Raw genomic sequence first — 16,328 nt, 5'->3', positions numbered from 1 at the left:
ACCCGTCGGACGCGCCGCCGCATGCGGACTACGCGTGATGCACTGCGTGATCCGCTGCGTTACGCGATGCGCTCGATCGCGATCGCCGTCGCCTCGCCGCCGCCGATGCACAGCGACGCGACGCCGCGCTTCAACCCATACGTTTCGAGCGCGGCCAGCAGCGTCACCATCACGCGCGCGCCCGATGCACCGATCGGATGCCCCAGCGCACACGCGCCGCCGTGCACGTTGACCTTCTCGTGCGGCAGGTCGAGATCGCGCATCGCGGCCATCGGCACCACCGCGAAGGCTTCGTTGATCTCGAACAGGTCGACGTCGCGCAGGTTCCAGCTGGTCTTCTCCGACAGCTTGCGCAGCGCGCCGATCGGCGCGGTCGCGAACAGGCCCGGCTTGTCCGCGTAGGTCGAATGCCCGACGATCACGGCCTTCGGCGTGAGGCCCAGGCGCTCGGCTTCCGAGCGGCGCATCATCACGAGCGCGGCCGCGCCGTCCGAGATCGACGACGCATTCGCGGCCGTCACCGTGCCGCCGTCGCGGAACGCAGCCTTCAGCGTCGGGATCTTGTCGAGCTTCGCCTTGCCCGGCTGTTCGTCGATCGACACGACCGTTTCGGTCTTGCCGGCCTTCACGGTCACCGGCGCGATCTCCGACACGAAGTGCCCGTCGGCGATCGCCCGTTGCGCGCGCGTCAGCGACGCGATCGCGAACGCATCCTGCGCCTCGCGCGTGAACTGGTACGCCTGCGCGCAATCCTCCGCGAACGTGCCCATCAGGCGGCCTTTCTCGTACGCGTCCTCGAGCCCGTCGAGGAACATGTGGTCGAGCACCTGCCCGTGACCCATGCGCATCCCCGCGCGCGCCTTCGGCAGCAGGTACGGTGCATTCGTCATGCTCTCCATCCCGCCCGCGACGGCCACCCCCGCCGAACCCGCCAGCAGCAGGTCGTGCGCGAACATCGCGGCCTTCATCCCCGAGCCGCACATCTTGTTGACCGTGGTCGCGCCCGCCGCGAGCGGCAGCCCGGCCTTCAGCGCGGCCTGCCGCGCCGGCGCCTGGCCCTGGCCCGCCGGCAACACGCAGCCGAACACGATTTCATCGATACGCTCGGCCGGCACGTTCGCGCGCTCGAGCGCCGCGCGAATCGCTACCGCGCCAAGGTCGCTCGCGCTGGCCGCCGCGAGGTCGCCCTGAAAACCACCCATCGGCGTACGCGCCGTGCCAACGATTACGATCGGATCCTGAGTCGTCATGATTCGCTTCCTCCAGTGTCAGCGCGGTGCCATGCGCAACGCGCCATCGAGACGGATGACTTCGCCGTTCAGCATCGTGTTTTCGGCGATGTGGCGCACCAGCGCCGCAAATTCGTCCGGGCGGCCAAGCCGCGGCGGGAACGGCACGCTCTTGCCGAGCGCGTCCTGCACGTCCTGCGGCATGCCGGCCATCATCGGCGTCGCGAAGATGCCCGGCGCGACCGTCACCACGCGAATGCCAAACCGCGCGAGTTCGCGCGCGATCGGCAGCGTCATGCCGACCACGCCGCTCTTCGACGCCGCATACGCGGCCTGCCCGATCTGCCCGTCGAACGCCGCGACCGACGCGGTGTTGACGATTACGCCGCGCTCGCCTTCCGCATTGGGCTCCTGCTTCGACATCGCGTCGGCGGCCAGCCGGATCATGTTGAACGTGCCGACCAGATTGATCGACACCGCGCGTGCGAAGCGGTCGAGCGAATGCGGGCCCTCGCGGCCCACCACCTTCTCGCCCGGCGCGACGCCCGCGCAGTTGACGAGCGCGTCGATGCGGCCGAACGCGTCACGCGCGGCGGCGACGGCCGCCTGCCCATCGGCTTCGCTCGTCACGTCCGTCTTCACGAAGCGCGCAGCCGCGCCAAGCTCGCGCACGAGGCCCGCGCCGGCTTCTTCGTTGACGTCCAGCAGCACGGCCTTGCCGCCTTCCGCGACCACCATGCGCGCCACCGCGGCGCCGAGGCCGGAACCGGCGCCCGTGATCAGAAAAACGCGATCCTTGATATCCATTCGCAGTCCGTACAGGTTGTGTTCAGGGTTGAGCGGCCTTCTCGGCTTCCATCTTGCGCAACACGAAGCGCTGGATCTTGCCGCTCGGGGTTTTAGGCAGCGCGTCGACGAAGTCGATCGCGCGCGGATAGGCGTGAGCGGACAGCCGCCGCTTCACGTGCAGGCTCAGTTCCTCGGCCAGCGCCGGCGTGCCGTCGTAGTCTTTCGACAGCACGACGAACGCCTTGACGATCTCCGTGCGCTCCGCATCGGGCACGCCGATGACGGCGGCCTCGCTCACGGCCGGATGCTCGATCAGCGCGCTTTCCACGTCGAACGGGCCGATCCGGTAGCCGGACGACGTGATCACGTCGTCCGCGCGGCCGATGAAGCTCACGGTGCCGTCCGGCTCCAGCTCGACGTTGTCGCCGGTCCGGTAATAGCCGCCCGCGATCGCCGGTGTGTTCTGCTGCCAGTAGCCGTGGAACCACAGCAGCGGCGAGCGCGCGATGTCGATCGCGAGGTTGCCGGGCTCGCCGGGGCCGAGCTCGCGGCTCGCGTCGTCGAGCACCGCGACGCGGTAGCCGGGCATCGCCAAGCCGGCGGAGCCGGCGTGGACCACATGCGCGAGGCCGTGGTGGTTGTTCACGACCATCCCGAGTTCGGTCTGGCCGTAGTGATCGTAGATCGGCGCGCCGAGCGCCGCGTCGAACCAGCGCACGACTTCCGGATTCAACGGTTCGCCCGCGCTGCTGACCACGCGCAGCTTGCCCTTCAGCCGCGCCGCCGCCTCCGTGCCGGCCGCCATCAGCATCCGGTAGGCAGTCGGCGAGCCGGCGAGGCTCGTGATCCCGAGCCGTTCGATCACGTCGTACGTGCTGTCGACCGTGAAGCTGCCCTCGTAGAGCGTCGTCGCGTGGCCCAGCAACAGCGGGCCCGTGATCGCGTAATAGAGGCCGTACGCCCAGCCCGGATCGGCGATGTTCCAGAACCGGTCGTCGGCACGCAGGTCCACCGCTTCACGCATGTACGCGCCGAACGCGAGCAGCGCGCGCAGCGGCACCGGCACGCCCTTCGGCAAACCCGTCGTGCCCGACGTCGACATCATCATGAACAGGTCCGTGCCCTGGCGCAGCACCGGCTCGAACGCGTCGGACTGCGCATCGAGCACCGCACGGAAATCGATGTCGCGCGCCGGCAGCGTCTCGCCCGGCTCGCGCACCGTCGCAACGGGCGGGCAATCGGCGATCTCGTCGAGCTTCGCGCGGTTCGCGACGTTGGTCACGACCAGGCGCGCATCGCTCATGCGCAGCCGGTGCTCGATCGCTTTCGGGCCGAACGCGGTGAACAGCGGCTGGTAGACGGCACCCGCGCGCCACGTGCCGAGGATCGTCGCGACGAGTTCGGGCGTGCGCGGCAACAGCCCCGCCACCACGTCGCCCGGCTTCACGCCCTGCGCGACCAGCAGGTTCGCGACGCGTGCCGACAGCGCCTTCATCTGCGCAAACGTGTAGCGGTGATGCTGCCCGCCCGCGTCGATCCAGTCGAGCGCGATCGCGTCCGCGGATGCGTGCCGGTCGCAGCATTCCACGCACGCGTTCAGGCCGCGCTCCAGGTCGCCGTGCAGTTGCTGCTCGGCGGTCTCGATACTGAACCGGGCCACGGCGTCGGCGTAGGCCGGCACCGCGCGGGCGGTAGCTCCATCAGACATGCGTGTCTCCTGTGCGTTATGGCCGCCGGCGAGCCAGGGGCGCGACGGGGATAGTTCGATAGTAGACAGCCCGTACATTGCAATCAATGACAAACCGAATCTAGAATCGTGATCGCTTTTGCCATGTCGGGAGGATGCAGGAAAATGGGGCCGCAGATGATTTCGCCGGATTTCGTCGACGACGCGCTCGCGTGCCTGCGCCGGCAACGCCTTCCGACGGAGGCCGTGCTGCGTGCCGCCGGCCTGCCGGCCGCCGTGCGCGAGCCCGTCACGCCGCAGCAGTACGGCAGGCTGTGGCTCGCGATCGCCGGTGCGCTCGACGACGAATTCTTCGGGCTCGCCGCGCGCCCGATGCGGCGCGGCAGCTTCACGCTGCTGTGCCATGCGGTGCTGCACGCCGGCACGCTCGACAAGGCGTTGCGGCGCGCGCTGCAGTTCCTGCGCGTGGTGCTGGACGAGCCGCATGGCGAGCTCGTCGTGGCCGATGGGCAGGCGCAGATCGTGCTGACGCAGACGGGCGCGCCCTACCCGGCGTTCGCGTACCGGACGTTCTGGCTGATCCTGCTCGGCGTCGCGTGCTGGCTGATCGGCCGGCGCATCCCGCTGCAGCGCATCGACTTCGCGTGCCCGAGCCCCGGCCAGCGCAGCGACTATCACCAGTTCTTCGGCGTGCCCGTGCATTTCGACCGGCCCGACAGCCGGCTCGCGTTCAACGCCGCATACCTCGCGCTGCCGACGATCCGTTCCGAGCAGGCGCTGAAGACCTTCCTGCGCGGCGCGCCCGGCAACCTGCTCGTCCGCTACCGGCACGATACGGGCTGGGTCGCGAAGACGCGCGCGCAGTTGAAGGCGCTACCGGCCGCGGAGTGGCCCGACTTCGATACGCTGGCCGTGCGCCTCGGCACGACGCCCGCGACGCTGCGGCGGCGTCTGCGCAGCGAAGGGCAAAGCTTCGCGGCAATCAAGGACGAGCTGCGCGGCGCGCTGGCCCAGTCGCTGCTGCGCGGGCATGCGCTCGGCGTCGCGGAGATCGCGGCCGAGCTCGGCTTCACCGAGCCGAGCGCGTTTCATCGCGCATTCCGGAAATGGACAGGCACGAGCCCGGGTGCGTTCCGGCGGGACGTGCATGCGGCGGAGGGGGAGCCGGGGGTCGCGAACGGATGATGCGGCGGGCAGTCGTCAACACCGAATGCCCGGCCGGCACGGAAACGCTCACGCGACGCCCTGCAGCGGCCGCGAGAACAGCTTGCACCCCGCGTAGTAGACGAGCGACGTCAGCGACAAACCGACGATCCACGACACGTCCGCGCCGCCCAGCCGGCTCGCCAGTTCGCCCGTATAGAGATCGGTCGCCATGAACGGCGCCTGCGCGACGATGCCGATGAAGTACGAGCCAACGGCAATCGTATTGAAGCGCCCGTAGATGCCGCCGTCCTGCCGGAAGAACGAGTCGACGTCGTACTCGCCGTGACACACGAGGTAATAGTCGACGAGGTTGATCGCGGTCCACGGCACGAGCACGTACAGCAGCAGCAGGATGAAGTTCGTGTAGCCGGCGAGGAAATTGTCCTGCCCGAACAGCGCGATCGCGAGCGCGATGCCGCACAGGACGATCGCGGTGATCGCCCGCGCCCGCGCCTTGCCCGACCACGATGGAAAGAGCGTCTGCAGCACGGTGATGGCCGACAGCGCGCCGCAATACAGTTCCATCGCATTGCTGGCCGCGATGCCGAACGACAGCACGACGATCACGAGCACGCTGATCCCTTGCGTGAGGCCCGTGAGGCCGCTCACGACATTGCCGTCGGGCGTCGCGAGCCCCACCAGGCAACCGAGCAGCATCGGGAAGAACGAGCCGACCACGCAGCCCCAGTAACTCGACCAGAACGCCGTGCGCGGCCCGGTATCGGGCGGCAGGTAGCGCGAATAGTCCGACACGTAAGGCGCATAGGCGATCTGCCACAGCGCGGCGACCGACATCGCGCCCAGGAACCCTGACAGGTTCAGCGAATGCTTCGAGAACGTATCGGCGGGCAGTCCGTGCACGAAGATGATCCACACGAACGCCAGCACGAGCACGCTGCCCGAGCACCAGCTCAACAGCCGCGCATACGCGTGGATCAGCTTGTAGCCGTAGATCGATCCGAGCAGGCTGATCAGGCCGATCACCACCACGCCCGCATCGAGCGGAATGCCGGCGTTCAGGCTGTGCAGCGCCTGCCCGCCGAACACGCAGTTCGACGCGAAGAAGCCCACATACATCACGACCACCAGCCCGACCACGAGCAGCGCGCCGAACGACCCGAACTGCCCGCGGGTCTGGATCATCTGCGGCACGCCGAGCTGCGGCCCCTGCGCGGAATGCAGCGCCATGAACACCGCGCCGATCAGGCTGCCGACGAGCGTGGCGAGCGCCGCCCACCAGAACGGCTGCTTGAACACCGTGGTCGCGAGCGATCCAGTAACGATCGTCAGCATCATGATGTTCGACCCGAACCAGATCGTGAACAGATCCTTCGCGCTGCCGTGCCGCTCGGTCAGCGGAATCGGCTGGATGGTGCTTTCCTCGAGATGAGCAATGGACTCGCCCTGACTCATGTCGTCTCCTTGTTTCTGTTGTGATGTTCGTGGATTCGGGAGCTGAAGGGTGACCGGGAATACGTGGCCGGCTCAAAGCCGTGCGGACTTCGACGCGCGAGCCATACCATTTGCATTCCTTACCAATATGCAGTCAGCGGCACATCGCCCTATCGCGATCACCGCCCACGACACCCAGTCTTCACCCGGTCAGGTTGCCGCTCCGGTGGCCGCACGCAATTGGCTCGTCGCCGAACCGGATCCTGTGGTTTGGCGCGCTTGCGCCCGACGCTCATCGGGCGCAAGCGCGTCGCTCAATCCGTCAGCAGTCGATCCCGAGCACTTCGCGCGCGGTGGCATCCACGGCCTTGCGCATCGTGTCGACCAGTTCATCGATTTGCGCGTGATCGATCACCAGCGGCGGCGCAACGATCAGTCGGCCGTTCGTCGAACGCACGATCACGCCGAGTTCGAACCCGACGGTCCGGCTGTGCCAGGTCAGGTCGGCCTCGTTCGCAAAGCGCTCGCGCGTCGCCTTGTTCTTCGCGAACTGGATCGCGCCGACCGCGCCCACACCCTGGATCTCGCCGACGAGCGGATGATTGCCGAACGCATCGCGCAGCGCCTTCTGCAGGTACGGCCCGGTATCCGTCTTGGTCCGCTCGACGAGGCCTTCGCGCTCGAGCACGTCGAGGTTGGCCAATGCGACGGCGGCCGCGACCGGGTGCCCCGAATAGGTCAGCCCGTGCGCGTAGACACCCCCCTTGTCGACCAGCGCCTCGCCGACGCGCCGGCTCATGATCAGCCCGCCCATCGGCACGTAGCCCGAGGTCAGGCCCTTGGCCATGCAGATCAGGTCCGGTTCGAAGCCGAAGTGACGGTGCGCGAACCACTCACCGGTACGGCCGAAACCGCCGATCACTTCATCCGCACAGAGCAGCACGTCGTACTGTCGGCAGATGCGCTCGATCTCCTGCCAGTAGCCGTCCGGCGGGAAGATCATCCCGCCCGCCCCTTGGAACGGCTCCGCGACGAACGCGGCCACGCGGTCCGCACCGATCTCCAGGATCTTGCGCTCGAGCGACAGCGCCGCCTGCTTGCCGAATGCCTCGGGGCTCAGGTCGCCGCCGTTCGCGTACCAGTACGGTTCGTCCACGTGCGTGATGTTCGGAATCGGCAGGTCGCCCATTTCGTGCATGAACGCCATCCCGCCCAGCGACGCGCTGCCCACCGTCGACCCGTGATAGCCGTTCACGCGACCGATCAGCACCTTCTTCTCCGGCTTGCCCATCACGTCCCAGAATCGCCGCACGGTGCGAATCAGCACTTCATTCGATTCGGATCCCGAATTGGTATACACCACGTGACTGAAGCGATTGCCGAGCAGCGCGAACAGACGCTCCGACAGTTCGATCACCGACGGGTGCGTCGTATGAAAGAACATGTTGTAGTAGGACAGTTCCTTCATCTGCCGCGCGGCGGCGTCGACCAGCTCCGGCCGCCCATAGCCAACGTTGGTGCACCACAGCCCGGACATGCCGTCCAGGTAGCGGTTGCCGTCGTTATCCCATAGATGGATACCTTCGCCGCGCACCATCACGCGCGCGCCTTCCTCGTTCAGCGCCTTCTGGTCGACGAATGCGTGCAGGTGATGCGCGGCGTCGCTGCGTTGATAGTCCTGTGTCGTACGATGCGGAAAGTTGGGCGCATTCATGGGCGAGTCTCCGGTTCGTTGTGTGGATGAAAAGCGTGGTCGTGTTGCGCGGCGCAACCGCATGCGGGCCGCCGCGTCGAATCAGTAACTGATCCAGGTTGTCTTGAGGCCCGTGTACTTGTCGATCGCATGCAGCGAAAGATCGCGGCCGAAGCCCGACTGGCGGAACCCGCCGAACGGCGTCTGCGCGCTCAGCGCATCGACGGTGTTGACGGACACCGTGCCGGCACGCAGCCGCCCGGATACGCGGTGCGCGCGCGACAGGCTGCCGGTCCAGAGCGACGCGGCCAGCCCATAAATCGAGTCGTTCGCGAGCCGGATGGCCTCGTCCTCGGTGTCGAACGCCATCACCGACAGCACCGGCCCGAAGATCTCCTCGCGCGCGATGGGGTCGTCGTGCTTCACGTCGATGAAGATCGTCGGCTCGATGAAGTAGCCCTTGCCGTCGACGCGCGGCGCGCCTCCGCCGATCGCGAGCGTCGCGCTATCGCGGCCGCGTGCGATCCACTCGCGCACGCGCCGATGCTGCTGCTCGTCGACGATGGCCCCCATCCCGCTCGCCGGATCGAGCGGATCGCCCGGCATGAACGCGGCGGCATGCGCAATCAGCCGGTCGACGAACGCATCGTGAATCGAACGCTGGACCAGCAGCCGCGAGTTGGCGGAACACACCTCGCCCTGGTTGAAGAAGATGCCGAAGCAAGCCTTGCGTGCGGCCAGGTCGAGATCGTCCGTATCGTCGAAGACCAGGTTCGGGCTCTTGCCGCCGCACTCGAGCCACACCTGCTTCATGTTCGACTGCGCGGCGTACTCGAGGAATTTCTTGCCGACGGCCGTCGACCCGGTGAAGGCGAGCACGTCCACGTCGGGATGCAGCCCGAGCGCACGCCCTGCGGTCTCGCCGTAGCCCGGCACGACGTTCAGCACGCCCGGCGGCAGGCCGGCCTCGAGCGCCAGTTCCGCGAGACGCAATGCGGACAGCGGCGATTGCTCCGCCGGCTTCAGCACGACACTGTTGCCGGCCGCCAGCGCGGGCGCGACCTTCCACGCGACCATGTCGAGCGGAAAATTCCACGGCACCACGGCACCGACCACGCCCAACGGTTCGCGCGTGACGACCGCGAGGTTGCCGGGGTCCGTCGACGCGACTTCGCCATGCAGCTTGTCGACGGCTTCGCCGTACCAGCTGAACAGGCCGCCCGCGGCCGGCACGTCGATGCTGAACGCGTCCGCCACGCGCTTGCCCATGTTGAGCGAGTCGAGCAGCGCGAGCTCCGCGCCGTGCGCTGCGATGAGTTCGCCCAGCCGGCACAGCACGCGCTTGCGCTCGGCCGGCGCGCAACGTGACCAGACGCCGGATTCGAACGCGTGACGCGCGGCGCGCACGGCGTCGTCGACGTCCGGTGCATCGCACGACGCGACTTCCGCGATGACGGCCTCCGTCGCCGGATTGATCGCGGTGAACGTCCGACCGCTTCGAGCCGGCACGCCGCGCCCGCCGATTTGCGCGAGTGTTCTCGGCACCACTTGCGCCGCGAGGCGTCTCCAGTTCGCGTGCTGAAGAGTTTCTGCTGAAGTTGGGTTCATTCAAGACTCCGTTTTGACGACCAGGCGTTTGTGCGTTGTTCTGCGCCTGAACTCGACCCGACGAAAGACGCCAGCGGGCACGACCGATGCCCATGACCGCCGCGCATCGCCGCAGTCGTCCGGTTGGCAAACTGTCGGTCGTCAAAAAGAGATTTGAAAGAACAGTTTTTCTTCTCATTGAAGAGGTTATTTCTATTCATTCCGCGGTCGTGCAGTGGGTTTTCCTGCCACGTCGCGATCCCGGTGCCGTTTGTTTGTGTGCGATCGCGTCGGCTTTCCGATGAGATTCGACGTGTCATCCGCGACGACATCTGGCCGGTACGACGTTGCGCCCCGCCCAGTCCAACCACATACTGGTCGGCCAGTGGGAACAAGGATGCTGACGATGGTGAATGTCGATCATGGCGCCGCTTCGATCTTCGGCGTGATAGGAACGGCCGTGTCTTTGCTGGCGGCGATTCCGTATGCGCTCGCCATCTACCGGCGCACGATTCGCCCGCATCTGTTCACCTGGCTCGTGTGGTCGGTCGTCACGGCGATCGCGGCGGCCGGCCAGTTCGTCGCGGGTGCCGGGCCGTCCGCGTGGTGCACGGCAGCCATTGCCGTTACCTGCTTCCTAACGCTGGTGGCAAGCATCTTTCGGGGAGAACGCGGCTGGACCCGCGTCGACTGGTTTTTCCTGGTCGCGGCCCTGTCGGCCATTCCGCTGTGGATGCTGACCAACGACCCGACGCTCTCGATCTGTCTGGTCACGCTGATCGAGCTGGCCGGCCTCGGCCCGACCGTCCGCAAGACGATCCGCGATCCGTGGAGCGAGAGCCTCACGTATTTCGCGCTGTGCGTGCTCAAGTACGCGCTGGCGTTGCTGGCGTTGAGCACGTGGAGCATCGCGGTCGCGTTCTATCCGGCCGTCAACGTCATCGCGTCGATCGGCATCTGCGTGGTGATGCTCGTCCGGCGCCAATCGCTGTCGAACGCGCGGTAGACGGTATCCGACGGTGCGGTATGTTCGTTGCTGCTGTTGCTCGCCGGTATGAGCTGAACCACAGACCTTCAGAGACGATGCGAGGCCCTGACATGGATGCAATCCGTACAGCGATCGAACCCAGTGAAATCGCGCTTCGTGCCGCGATGCTGGCCAACGATGTCGAAGCGCTCGATGCGTTGCTGGACGACGACCTGGCGTTCACCGTTCCGACCGGCCAGGTCATCTCGAAGGAGGACGACCTGGCCGCGCATCGCGCGAAGCTGCTGCGCCTCGACAGGCTCGATGTGCAGGAAACACGCGCATGCGCGATCGGCGAGATGATCCTGACCACGACGAAGGCGAGACTCGCCGGCCATTTCGACGGCACGGCGTTCGACGGCATGTTTGCCTATACTCGGCTCTGGCGCCGATCATCCGCCGGCTGGCGCATCGTCGCCGGGCATGCATCGCAGGTCGCGTAGCTGCGTCGTGCGCGACGTTCCTTCGAGTCGGCAAGCCCCGCGAATCCGGCGTTGAGCTGAGTCGATGCGAGCCGGGCGATACCCCGACGAAGGTGTCGACCATCACAGGAGACGAGATGCACCAAGCATTCACCGTACGCGCTGCCCGTACCGCGGACGCGGACGCACTCACGCGGCTGGCTCGCATTTCGAAGGCACACTGGGGCTATCCGCAGGACTGGCTGGACTTGTGGCAGAGCGATCTCACGATTGCGCCGGAGACGATCGACGGGTCGATCGGATACGTTGCGGAGTCCGGCGCGGCAATCATCGGGTTCTGGGTCCGGGCGTCATCGGAATCGGATCGCCCGACGCCCGGATGGCTGTTCGTCCATCCCGACCACATGGGCCGCGGTGTCGCCCGGGCACTGTGGGAAGAGGTCCGCAGGGAAAGCGTCGCGAGAGGGATCAGGAGCTTCGTGATCGAAGCGGACCCCAATGCGCTTCCGTTCTATCTGGCGCTCGGCGCCGAAAAAATCGGCGAAAAGGAATCGAGCGTCGTCCCGGGCAGGTACTTCCCGATCGTGAGGATCACGATCTGATTGCAACGTCCGTCGGCACCGCCGCCAGACGCACCCGGTATCGCCCTTCTCACGCTGACTGCAACGTCATCGCGCGGCGGTCCTCGAGCTTGAACTCGCCGACCGTCTGCGCGAGCCTGGCGGCCTGCTCGCGCAGCAACGTCGCGGCCGCCGCGGACTGCTCGACGAGCGCCGCGTTCTGCTGCGTCGCATTGTCGAGATGCGACACCGCCTGATTCACCTGCTCGATCCCCGTGCTCTGCTCCTTGGCGGCCACGGTAATTTCCGCAATCACGCTCGTGATGCTGCGCACGCCCTCGACGATTTCGTTCATCGTCGTGCCGGCCGTCTGGACGAGTCCCGAGCCTCCCTCGATCTTCTCGACCGACGAGTGAATCAACTGCTTGATTTCCTTGGCGGCCTGCGCGCTGCGCTGCGCGAGCGCTCGCACCTCGCCCGCGACGACCGCAAAGCCCCGGCCGTGCTCGTTCGCACGTGCGGCCTCGACGGCAGCGTTCAACGCGAGAATGTTGGTCTGGAACGCGATGCCGTCGATCACGCCGACGATGTTGGCGATCTCGCTCGACGCCTGCGTGATCTCGTTCATCGTCGAGACGACTTCGCTGACGACCGTGCCGCCGCGCACCGCGACGTCCGACGCCGATTCCGCGAGACGGCTCACCTGGCTCGCGGCATCGGCCGAGTTGCGGGCCGTGCCGGCGATTTCCTCGAGCGCGGCGGCGGTTTCCTGCAAGCTCGATGCAGCATGCTCGGTCCGCCCGGACAGATCCTGGTTGCCCTGCGCGATCTCGGCGCTCGCGAGGTTGACGGATTCGCTGAACTCGCGAATCTGCAGCAGGATCGTACTGATCTTTTCGGCGAACAGGTTGAACGCATGCGCGATCTGCGCGGCTTCGTCCGCGCCGTCGGCAGGCAGGCGTTTCGTCAGGTCGCCGCTGCCGGTCGAGACATCCGTCAGCGCGTCGCGAACCAGCAGGATGCGCTTGAAGGCCGCGTTCGTCATCGCGCCGACGAGCGCGGCCGCGATCACGGCCACGATCAGGATCGCCGCCAGTGTCGTCGTCGCGACCGCGCGCATGCCGGCCGTCACGTCGGCCTTGTCGAGCGCGAGCACGAGGGACCAGTCGGTACCCGCGATCGGCTGGGCCCGCAGCAGCTTGGTGGCGCCGTCGATGTCGACCGCGACGGGCTCGGACGCGGTTTGCAGCGCGCCGAGGTGGTCGGCGTCGAGTGCCGGCGAAAGACCGGTTGCCGGTTTCATGATCAGGTCGGTCTTGGCCGACGCAATCACGCGTCCGCTCTTGTCCACCAGAAATGCGAAGCTCGCGGGTGTCGGGTGTACCGAGGTGACGATCGAGCTCACGCTCTCCATGAACAGGCTGGCGGCCAGCACGCCCTTCACCGTGCCGTCGCGCACCACGGGCACCGCGAACGCGACAGCCGGCTTGCCGGTCGTTGCATCACGATAGAGTGCCGTCACGACCAGGCTGCCGGCGCTGACGGCCTGCTTGTACCACGGGCGTGATGTCGGGTCGTAGCCGGGTGCGAGCGGCACGTTCGAGAACGCGGTCTTGTCCGGCAGGCCGAGCGTCAACACCTCGAAGCCGCCCGACTTCCCAAGCAACTTCAGCGCCGGCAGCGGGTCGCCCTCGCCGATCGGGATCGTGTCCGCGAGTGCCTGGGTTTCCCGGCCTCTGCTGGCCACCCATTCGTTGATCGCCAGCGCGTGCCCGGCGAGGATCGACTTGTGATTCTGGTCGATTGTCGCGTCGTTGTGTTGCTTGACGACGTAATAGACCAGGCCGCCTGTCACGGCCAGCGCCGTTACCACGATGGCGACGCAGGTCGCGAGTATCCGTGCACGAATCGAGGACAACATGATGACTTCGATCTCCGTTACCGCGTTATATGAATGGGCTCGCCGAAAGCGGGCAACGTCCTGTTTAACGACAGCGGCTGCGGGAACTTAAGGCCTGACTGGCCAGACCAGTGTGCGCAACGGATCGGCAGAACCGTGGATTGAAAGACGGACGTGCCGATCCGGCAAGATCGGATACCGTGCGGACTGACCGGGGCGCGTAGCAGGGAGCCTTGAAGAACTGTCAACGCTCGTCCGGATACGCGGAAGGTTGCCATGTTCCGGTTCGCCGGAGGTTTGACGGTCTATCTGCATCGCGATTCGGTCGACTTCCGCGTGGCCGGTAGCAGAAAGGCATCTCGTTCAGCGTGTCGAAGCCGAGAGACGGGATCAGGCATCGATTCCGCTCCGGCACGCGTATTTGACGAGCCGCCGACGATAAGTGCGCTCCCGGCTTAGCCAACGATAAAGGGTATCACCGCAAGGCCGACGCATTCGGCAGCAGATTTTTTTCTCTCGCCACAATATTCGCGCGCCTGAAACGTCTTCAGGTACATGGAATCGCCACCCACTTCGCACACGATGACCGACCCAGACCGCGACATCACAGCGACAGTGATGCGTGAACGATCGAGGCTAGTGAATTTTATCCGGCGTCGGATTCGCGACCCGGACGACGCCGAGGACATCCTGCAGGATGTGTTTCACGAATTCGTACAGGCGTATCGACTTCCTGCGCCAATCGAGCAGGCGAGTGCGTGGCTTTTCCGTGCCGCGCGCAACCGCATCGTTGACCGTTTTCGCAAGAAGAAGGAGCAGCCGCTGACCGATCTGCCCGAGGTCGACGATGACACAAACGGTGAGTATCGCCTGGACCTCGCGCTACCGGCGCATGATGCCGGCCCCGAAGCACGCTATGCGCGCACGCTCGTGCTCAAGGCCTTGCAGGATGCGCTCGACGAGTTGCCGACCAATCAGCGGGAGGTATTTATCGCACACGAGCTGGAGGGCCAGTCTTTCAAGGAAATGGCCGCACAAAGCGGTGTCGCGCTCAATACGCTGCTCGCTCGCAAACGCTATGCGGTCTTGCATTTGCGTGCCCGACTGCAGCCCATTTATGACGAACTGGATAACACCTAGAGGAATCGACAGATGAATTTCCGAATCAGATGTGCAGGCAAGGCGCTTCTCGTGTTGATCGCGATAGGCGTGCTCGGATGGGTCGTCATGATGTTATGGAACTGGGTCATGCCGGCGCTATTCGTCGGCGCCCGTACGATCGACTTCGCCCATGCGCTGGGCCTGCTCGTGTTGAGCCGCATCCTGTTCGGCGGATTCCGCGGACATCACGGCTGGCGCGGTCGACGCCACTGGCGCAAGTGGGAGTCCATGACCCCCGAGGAACGCGAGCATTTCCGGACCGCGTGGCGATCCGGCAGCAACCGGCCCACGGGAGAATGAACATGCCCGACAAATCAACGGGCGGCTGCAAACAGAAGCCGGGTGTGATTGCGCCGGTCGTCGATCTGAAGCGCTGCGAAGGCAAAGGGGATTGTGTCGCCGTTTGTCCCGAGAACGTGTTCGAGATCCGGCGCATCGACAAAGTCGATTACCTCGGCCTTGATCTGATGCATCGCCTGAAGCAGCGCGTGCATGGAATGAAGGTCGCCTATACGCCGAATGCGCACGCGTGCCGGTCATGCGGACTGTGTGTGACGGCGTGCCCCGAACGCGCAATCACGCTTGCCCGTACGGTATAGCAACCTCCGTGTATCGCCGATATCGAGCGACAGCGCGGCATCTCTGATGAGAGATGCCGCCGCTGAATACTGCGTCGACCGAATCAATCTCTTCAAGGAACGCACATGGCGTCACCCACCATCGCTCTTCTGCAGCGGCTCCACGAAGAGAGCCGGACCGAAATCGTCGCCCGCGCCCGTGCGCAGTTCCAGGGATCGAACGAGGATTTTCTGTCGTTAGCCGAGGAATACGAAGCGATCGCGCCCCGTCTGCGGGGGCGGTTTCTCGAAACGGTCGGGCTGTCCAGCGACGACTTCGATTCCCCCGAAGGCAGTCCGCTATCGTTGGCCGTGTCGCCGGAAACGGGCGGATTCTTGCGCAACATGGTGCTCTCGCAACGACCGGCCAGAATCCTTGAACTTGGCAGTTCATGCGGCGTATCCACGCTGTATTTCGCCGAGGCGCTGCGCACGTTGGGCCGTGGCGTTGTCGTCGCGACCGAACGTGATCCGCTCAAGTGCGCACATTTGCGCGCTCACGTCAGGACGGCGGGCCTGGATGCCTATGTCGACATGCGGGAGGGCGACGTATTCGAGACCGTCGCCGAACTGGACGGCACTTTCGACATGGTGTTCATCGATGTATGGGCCGACGCCTATCTGAGGCTCTTCAAGCAGATCGAGCGCCTGCTGCGCCCGGGATCGGTCGTACTGGCCGACAACATGTACACAGCAGAGGACGCCGTTCGACCGTACAAGCACTACCTCGACAACGACCCGCGGTTTTCGACCACGACCCTGGACTTTGAATCCGGAGTCGAATTTACGGTCGTCGTTTGTTGAGTGGCGATGCCGTCGATGCGGTTCTTCCATGGGATCTCGGGCTAAAGAACATTGCCGCCCGCTCCGATTCCTTGTGCATTTCCGCCGCCCAAATGCAAAAACCCCCGCCTTTCGGGCGGGGGTTTTCGGCTTAGGGAGCCTGACGATTACCTACTTTCACACGGGAATCCGCACTATCATCGGCGTAGAGTCGTTTCACGGTCCTGTTCGGGATGGGAAGGGGTGGGACCGACTCGCTATGGTCATCAGGCAAA

16 protein-coding genes and 1 rRNA gene are annotated in these 16,328 nt (G+C 65.7%); 9 read left to right on the top strand and 8 right to left on the bottom strand.

All coding sequences use genetic code 11. The features are described from left to right. Positions 1-59: 59 nt before the first annotated feature. The 3 genes from CFB45_RS32395 to CFB45_RS32385 are packed head-to-tail and all read right to left on the bottom strand — an operon-like array spanning position 60 to position 3,726. Complete coding sequence (locus tag CFB45_RS32395; protein ID WP_089429244.1) at positions 60-1,250, bottom strand: acetyl-CoA C-acyltransferase; 1,191 nt, start codon at positions 1,248-1,250, stop codon at positions 60-62. Positions 1,251-1,268: 18 nt separating this feature from the next. Continuing rightward, positions 1,269-2,036 carry a 3-hydroxyacyl-CoA dehydrogenase gene (locus CFB45_RS32390; protein ID WP_089429243.1) on the bottom strand — a complete coding sequence of 256 codons (768 nt, stop codon included), beginning with the start codon at positions 2,034-2,036 and terminating at the stop codon, positions 1,269-1,271. Positions 2,037-2,058: 22 nt separating this feature from the next. After that, on the bottom strand, positions 2,059-3,726 hold the full coding sequence (locus tag CFB45_RS32385) for an acyl-CoA synthetase (RefSeq protein WP_089429242.1): 1,668 nt from the start codon (positions 3,724-3,726) through the stop codon (positions 2,059-2,061). Between the two features lie 144 nt (positions 3,727-3,870). Between CFB45_RS32385 and CFB45_RS32375 the strand changes: the two genes are divergently transcribed. After that, positions 3,871-4,890, top strand: a complete 1,020-nt coding sequence (locus tag CFB45_RS32375) for an AraC family transcriptional regulator (protein ID WP_089429241.1) — start codon at positions 3,871-3,873, stop codon at positions 4,888-4,890. A gap of 48 nt (positions 4,891-4,938) precedes the next feature. On the opposite strand, the gene CFB45_RS32370 is transcribed toward CFB45_RS32375, so the two are convergent. From CFB45_RS32370 to CFB45_RS32360, 3 genes are all read right to left on the bottom strand, one after another. Next, positions 4,939-6,324: a purine-cytosine permease family protein gene (locus CFB45_RS32370; RefSeq protein ID WP_089429240.1), complete on the bottom strand. Its 1,386-nt coding sequence runs from the start codon at positions 6,322-6,324 to the stop codon at positions 4,939-4,941. Between the two features lie 301 nt (positions 6,325-6,625). Beyond that, positions 6,626-8,017, bottom strand: coding sequence for an aspartate aminotransferase family protein (locus CFB45_RS32365; protein WP_089429239.1), 1,392 nt, complete (start codon positions 8,015-8,017; stop codon positions 6,626-6,628). An 81-nt stretch (positions 8,018-8,098) separates the two neighbouring features. After that, the gene (locus CFB45_RS32360; protein ID WP_089429238.1) at positions 8,099-9,604 is read right to left on the bottom strand and encodes an aldehyde dehydrogenase; all 1,506 of its coding nucleotides are present in this window, start codon (positions 9,602-9,604) and stop codon (positions 8,099-8,101) included. 92 nt (positions 9,605-9,696) lie between these two features. Here CFB45_RS32360 and CFB45_RS38735 point away from each other — a divergent pair, with 92 nt between their 5' ends. The 4 genes from CFB45_RS38735 to CFB45_RS32345 all read left to right on the top strand — a co-directional run bounded on the left by CFB45_RS38735 (position 9,697) and on the right by CFB45_RS32345 (position 11,634). Further along, complete coding sequence (locus CFB45_RS38735; protein WP_144025250.1) at positions 9,697-9,888, top strand: hypothetical protein; 192 nt, start codon at positions 9,697-9,699, stop codon at positions 9,886-9,888. A gap of 101 nt (positions 9,889-9,989) precedes the next feature. Further along, positions 9,990-10,589 carry a hypothetical protein gene (locus CFB45_RS32355; RefSeq protein ID WP_089430071.1) on the top strand — a complete coding sequence of 200 codons (600 nt, stop codon included), beginning with the start codon at positions 9,990-9,992 and terminating at the stop codon, positions 10,587-10,589. A gap of 92 nt (positions 10,590-10,681) precedes the next feature. After that, the gene (locus tag CFB45_RS32350; RefSeq protein WP_089429237.1) at positions 10,682-11,053 is read left to right on the top strand and encodes a nuclear transport factor 2 family protein; all 372 of its coding nucleotides are present in this window, start codon (positions 10,682-10,684) and stop codon (positions 11,051-11,053) included. 116 nt (positions 11,054-11,169) lie between these two features. Further along, entirely contained in the window at positions 11,170-11,634 is a 465-nt protein-coding gene (locus CFB45_RS32345; protein WP_089429236.1) for a GNAT family N-acetyltransferase, read from the top strand. Between the two features lie 49 nt (positions 11,635-11,683). Here CFB45_RS32345 and CFB45_RS32340 read toward each other — a convergent pair whose 3' ends face one another. Next, complete coding sequence (locus tag CFB45_RS32340; RefSeq protein WP_089429235.1) at positions 11,684-13,513, bottom strand: methyl-accepting chemotaxis protein; 1,830 nt, start codon at positions 13,511-13,513, stop codon at positions 11,684-11,686. 534 nt (positions 13,514-14,047) lie between these two features. On the opposite strand from CFB45_RS32340, the gene CFB45_RS32335 reads away from it, so the two are divergent. From CFB45_RS32335 to CFB45_RS32320, 4 genes are all read left to right on the top strand, one after another. Then, entirely contained in the window at positions 14,048-14,632 is a 585-nt protein-coding gene (locus CFB45_RS32335) for an RNA polymerase sigma factor (protein WP_089429234.1), read from the top strand. A gap of 12 nt (positions 14,633-14,644) precedes the next feature. After that, positions 14,645-14,953 (top strand): hypothetical protein, encoded by a 309-nt coding sequence (locus CFB45_RS32330; protein WP_089429233.1) that lies wholly within the window; start codon positions 14,645-14,647, stop codon positions 14,951-14,953. After that, on the top strand, positions 14,950-15,252 hold the full coding sequence (locus tag CFB45_RS32325; protein WP_373452763.1) for a 4Fe-4S dicluster domain-containing protein: 303 nt from the start codon (positions 14,950-14,952) through the stop codon (positions 15,250-15,252). Before CFB45_RS32330 ends, CFB45_RS32325 begins: the two co-directional genes overlap by 4 nt. Positions 15,253-15,357: 105 nt before the next feature. Beyond that, on the top strand, positions 15,358-16,074 hold the full coding sequence (locus CFB45_RS32320; protein ID WP_089429232.1) for an O-methyltransferase: 717 nt from the start codon (positions 15,358-15,360) through the stop codon (positions 16,072-16,074). A 137-nt stretch (positions 16,075-16,211) separates the two neighbouring features. Here the strand turns inward: CFB45_RS32320 and rrf are convergent. Beyond that, positions 16,212-16,324 (bottom strand): 5S ribosomal RNA (gene rrf / locus CFB45_RS32315). Positions 16,325-16,328: the final 4 nt, after the last annotated feature.

Origin of the sequence: Burkholderia sp. HI2500, from assembly GCF_002223055.1 — a bacterium.
GTDB lineage: Bacteria > Pseudomonadota > Gammaproteobacteria > Burkholderiales > Burkholderiaceae > Burkholderia.
This window is presented reverse-complemented; position numbering and strand designations above follow the sequence as displayed.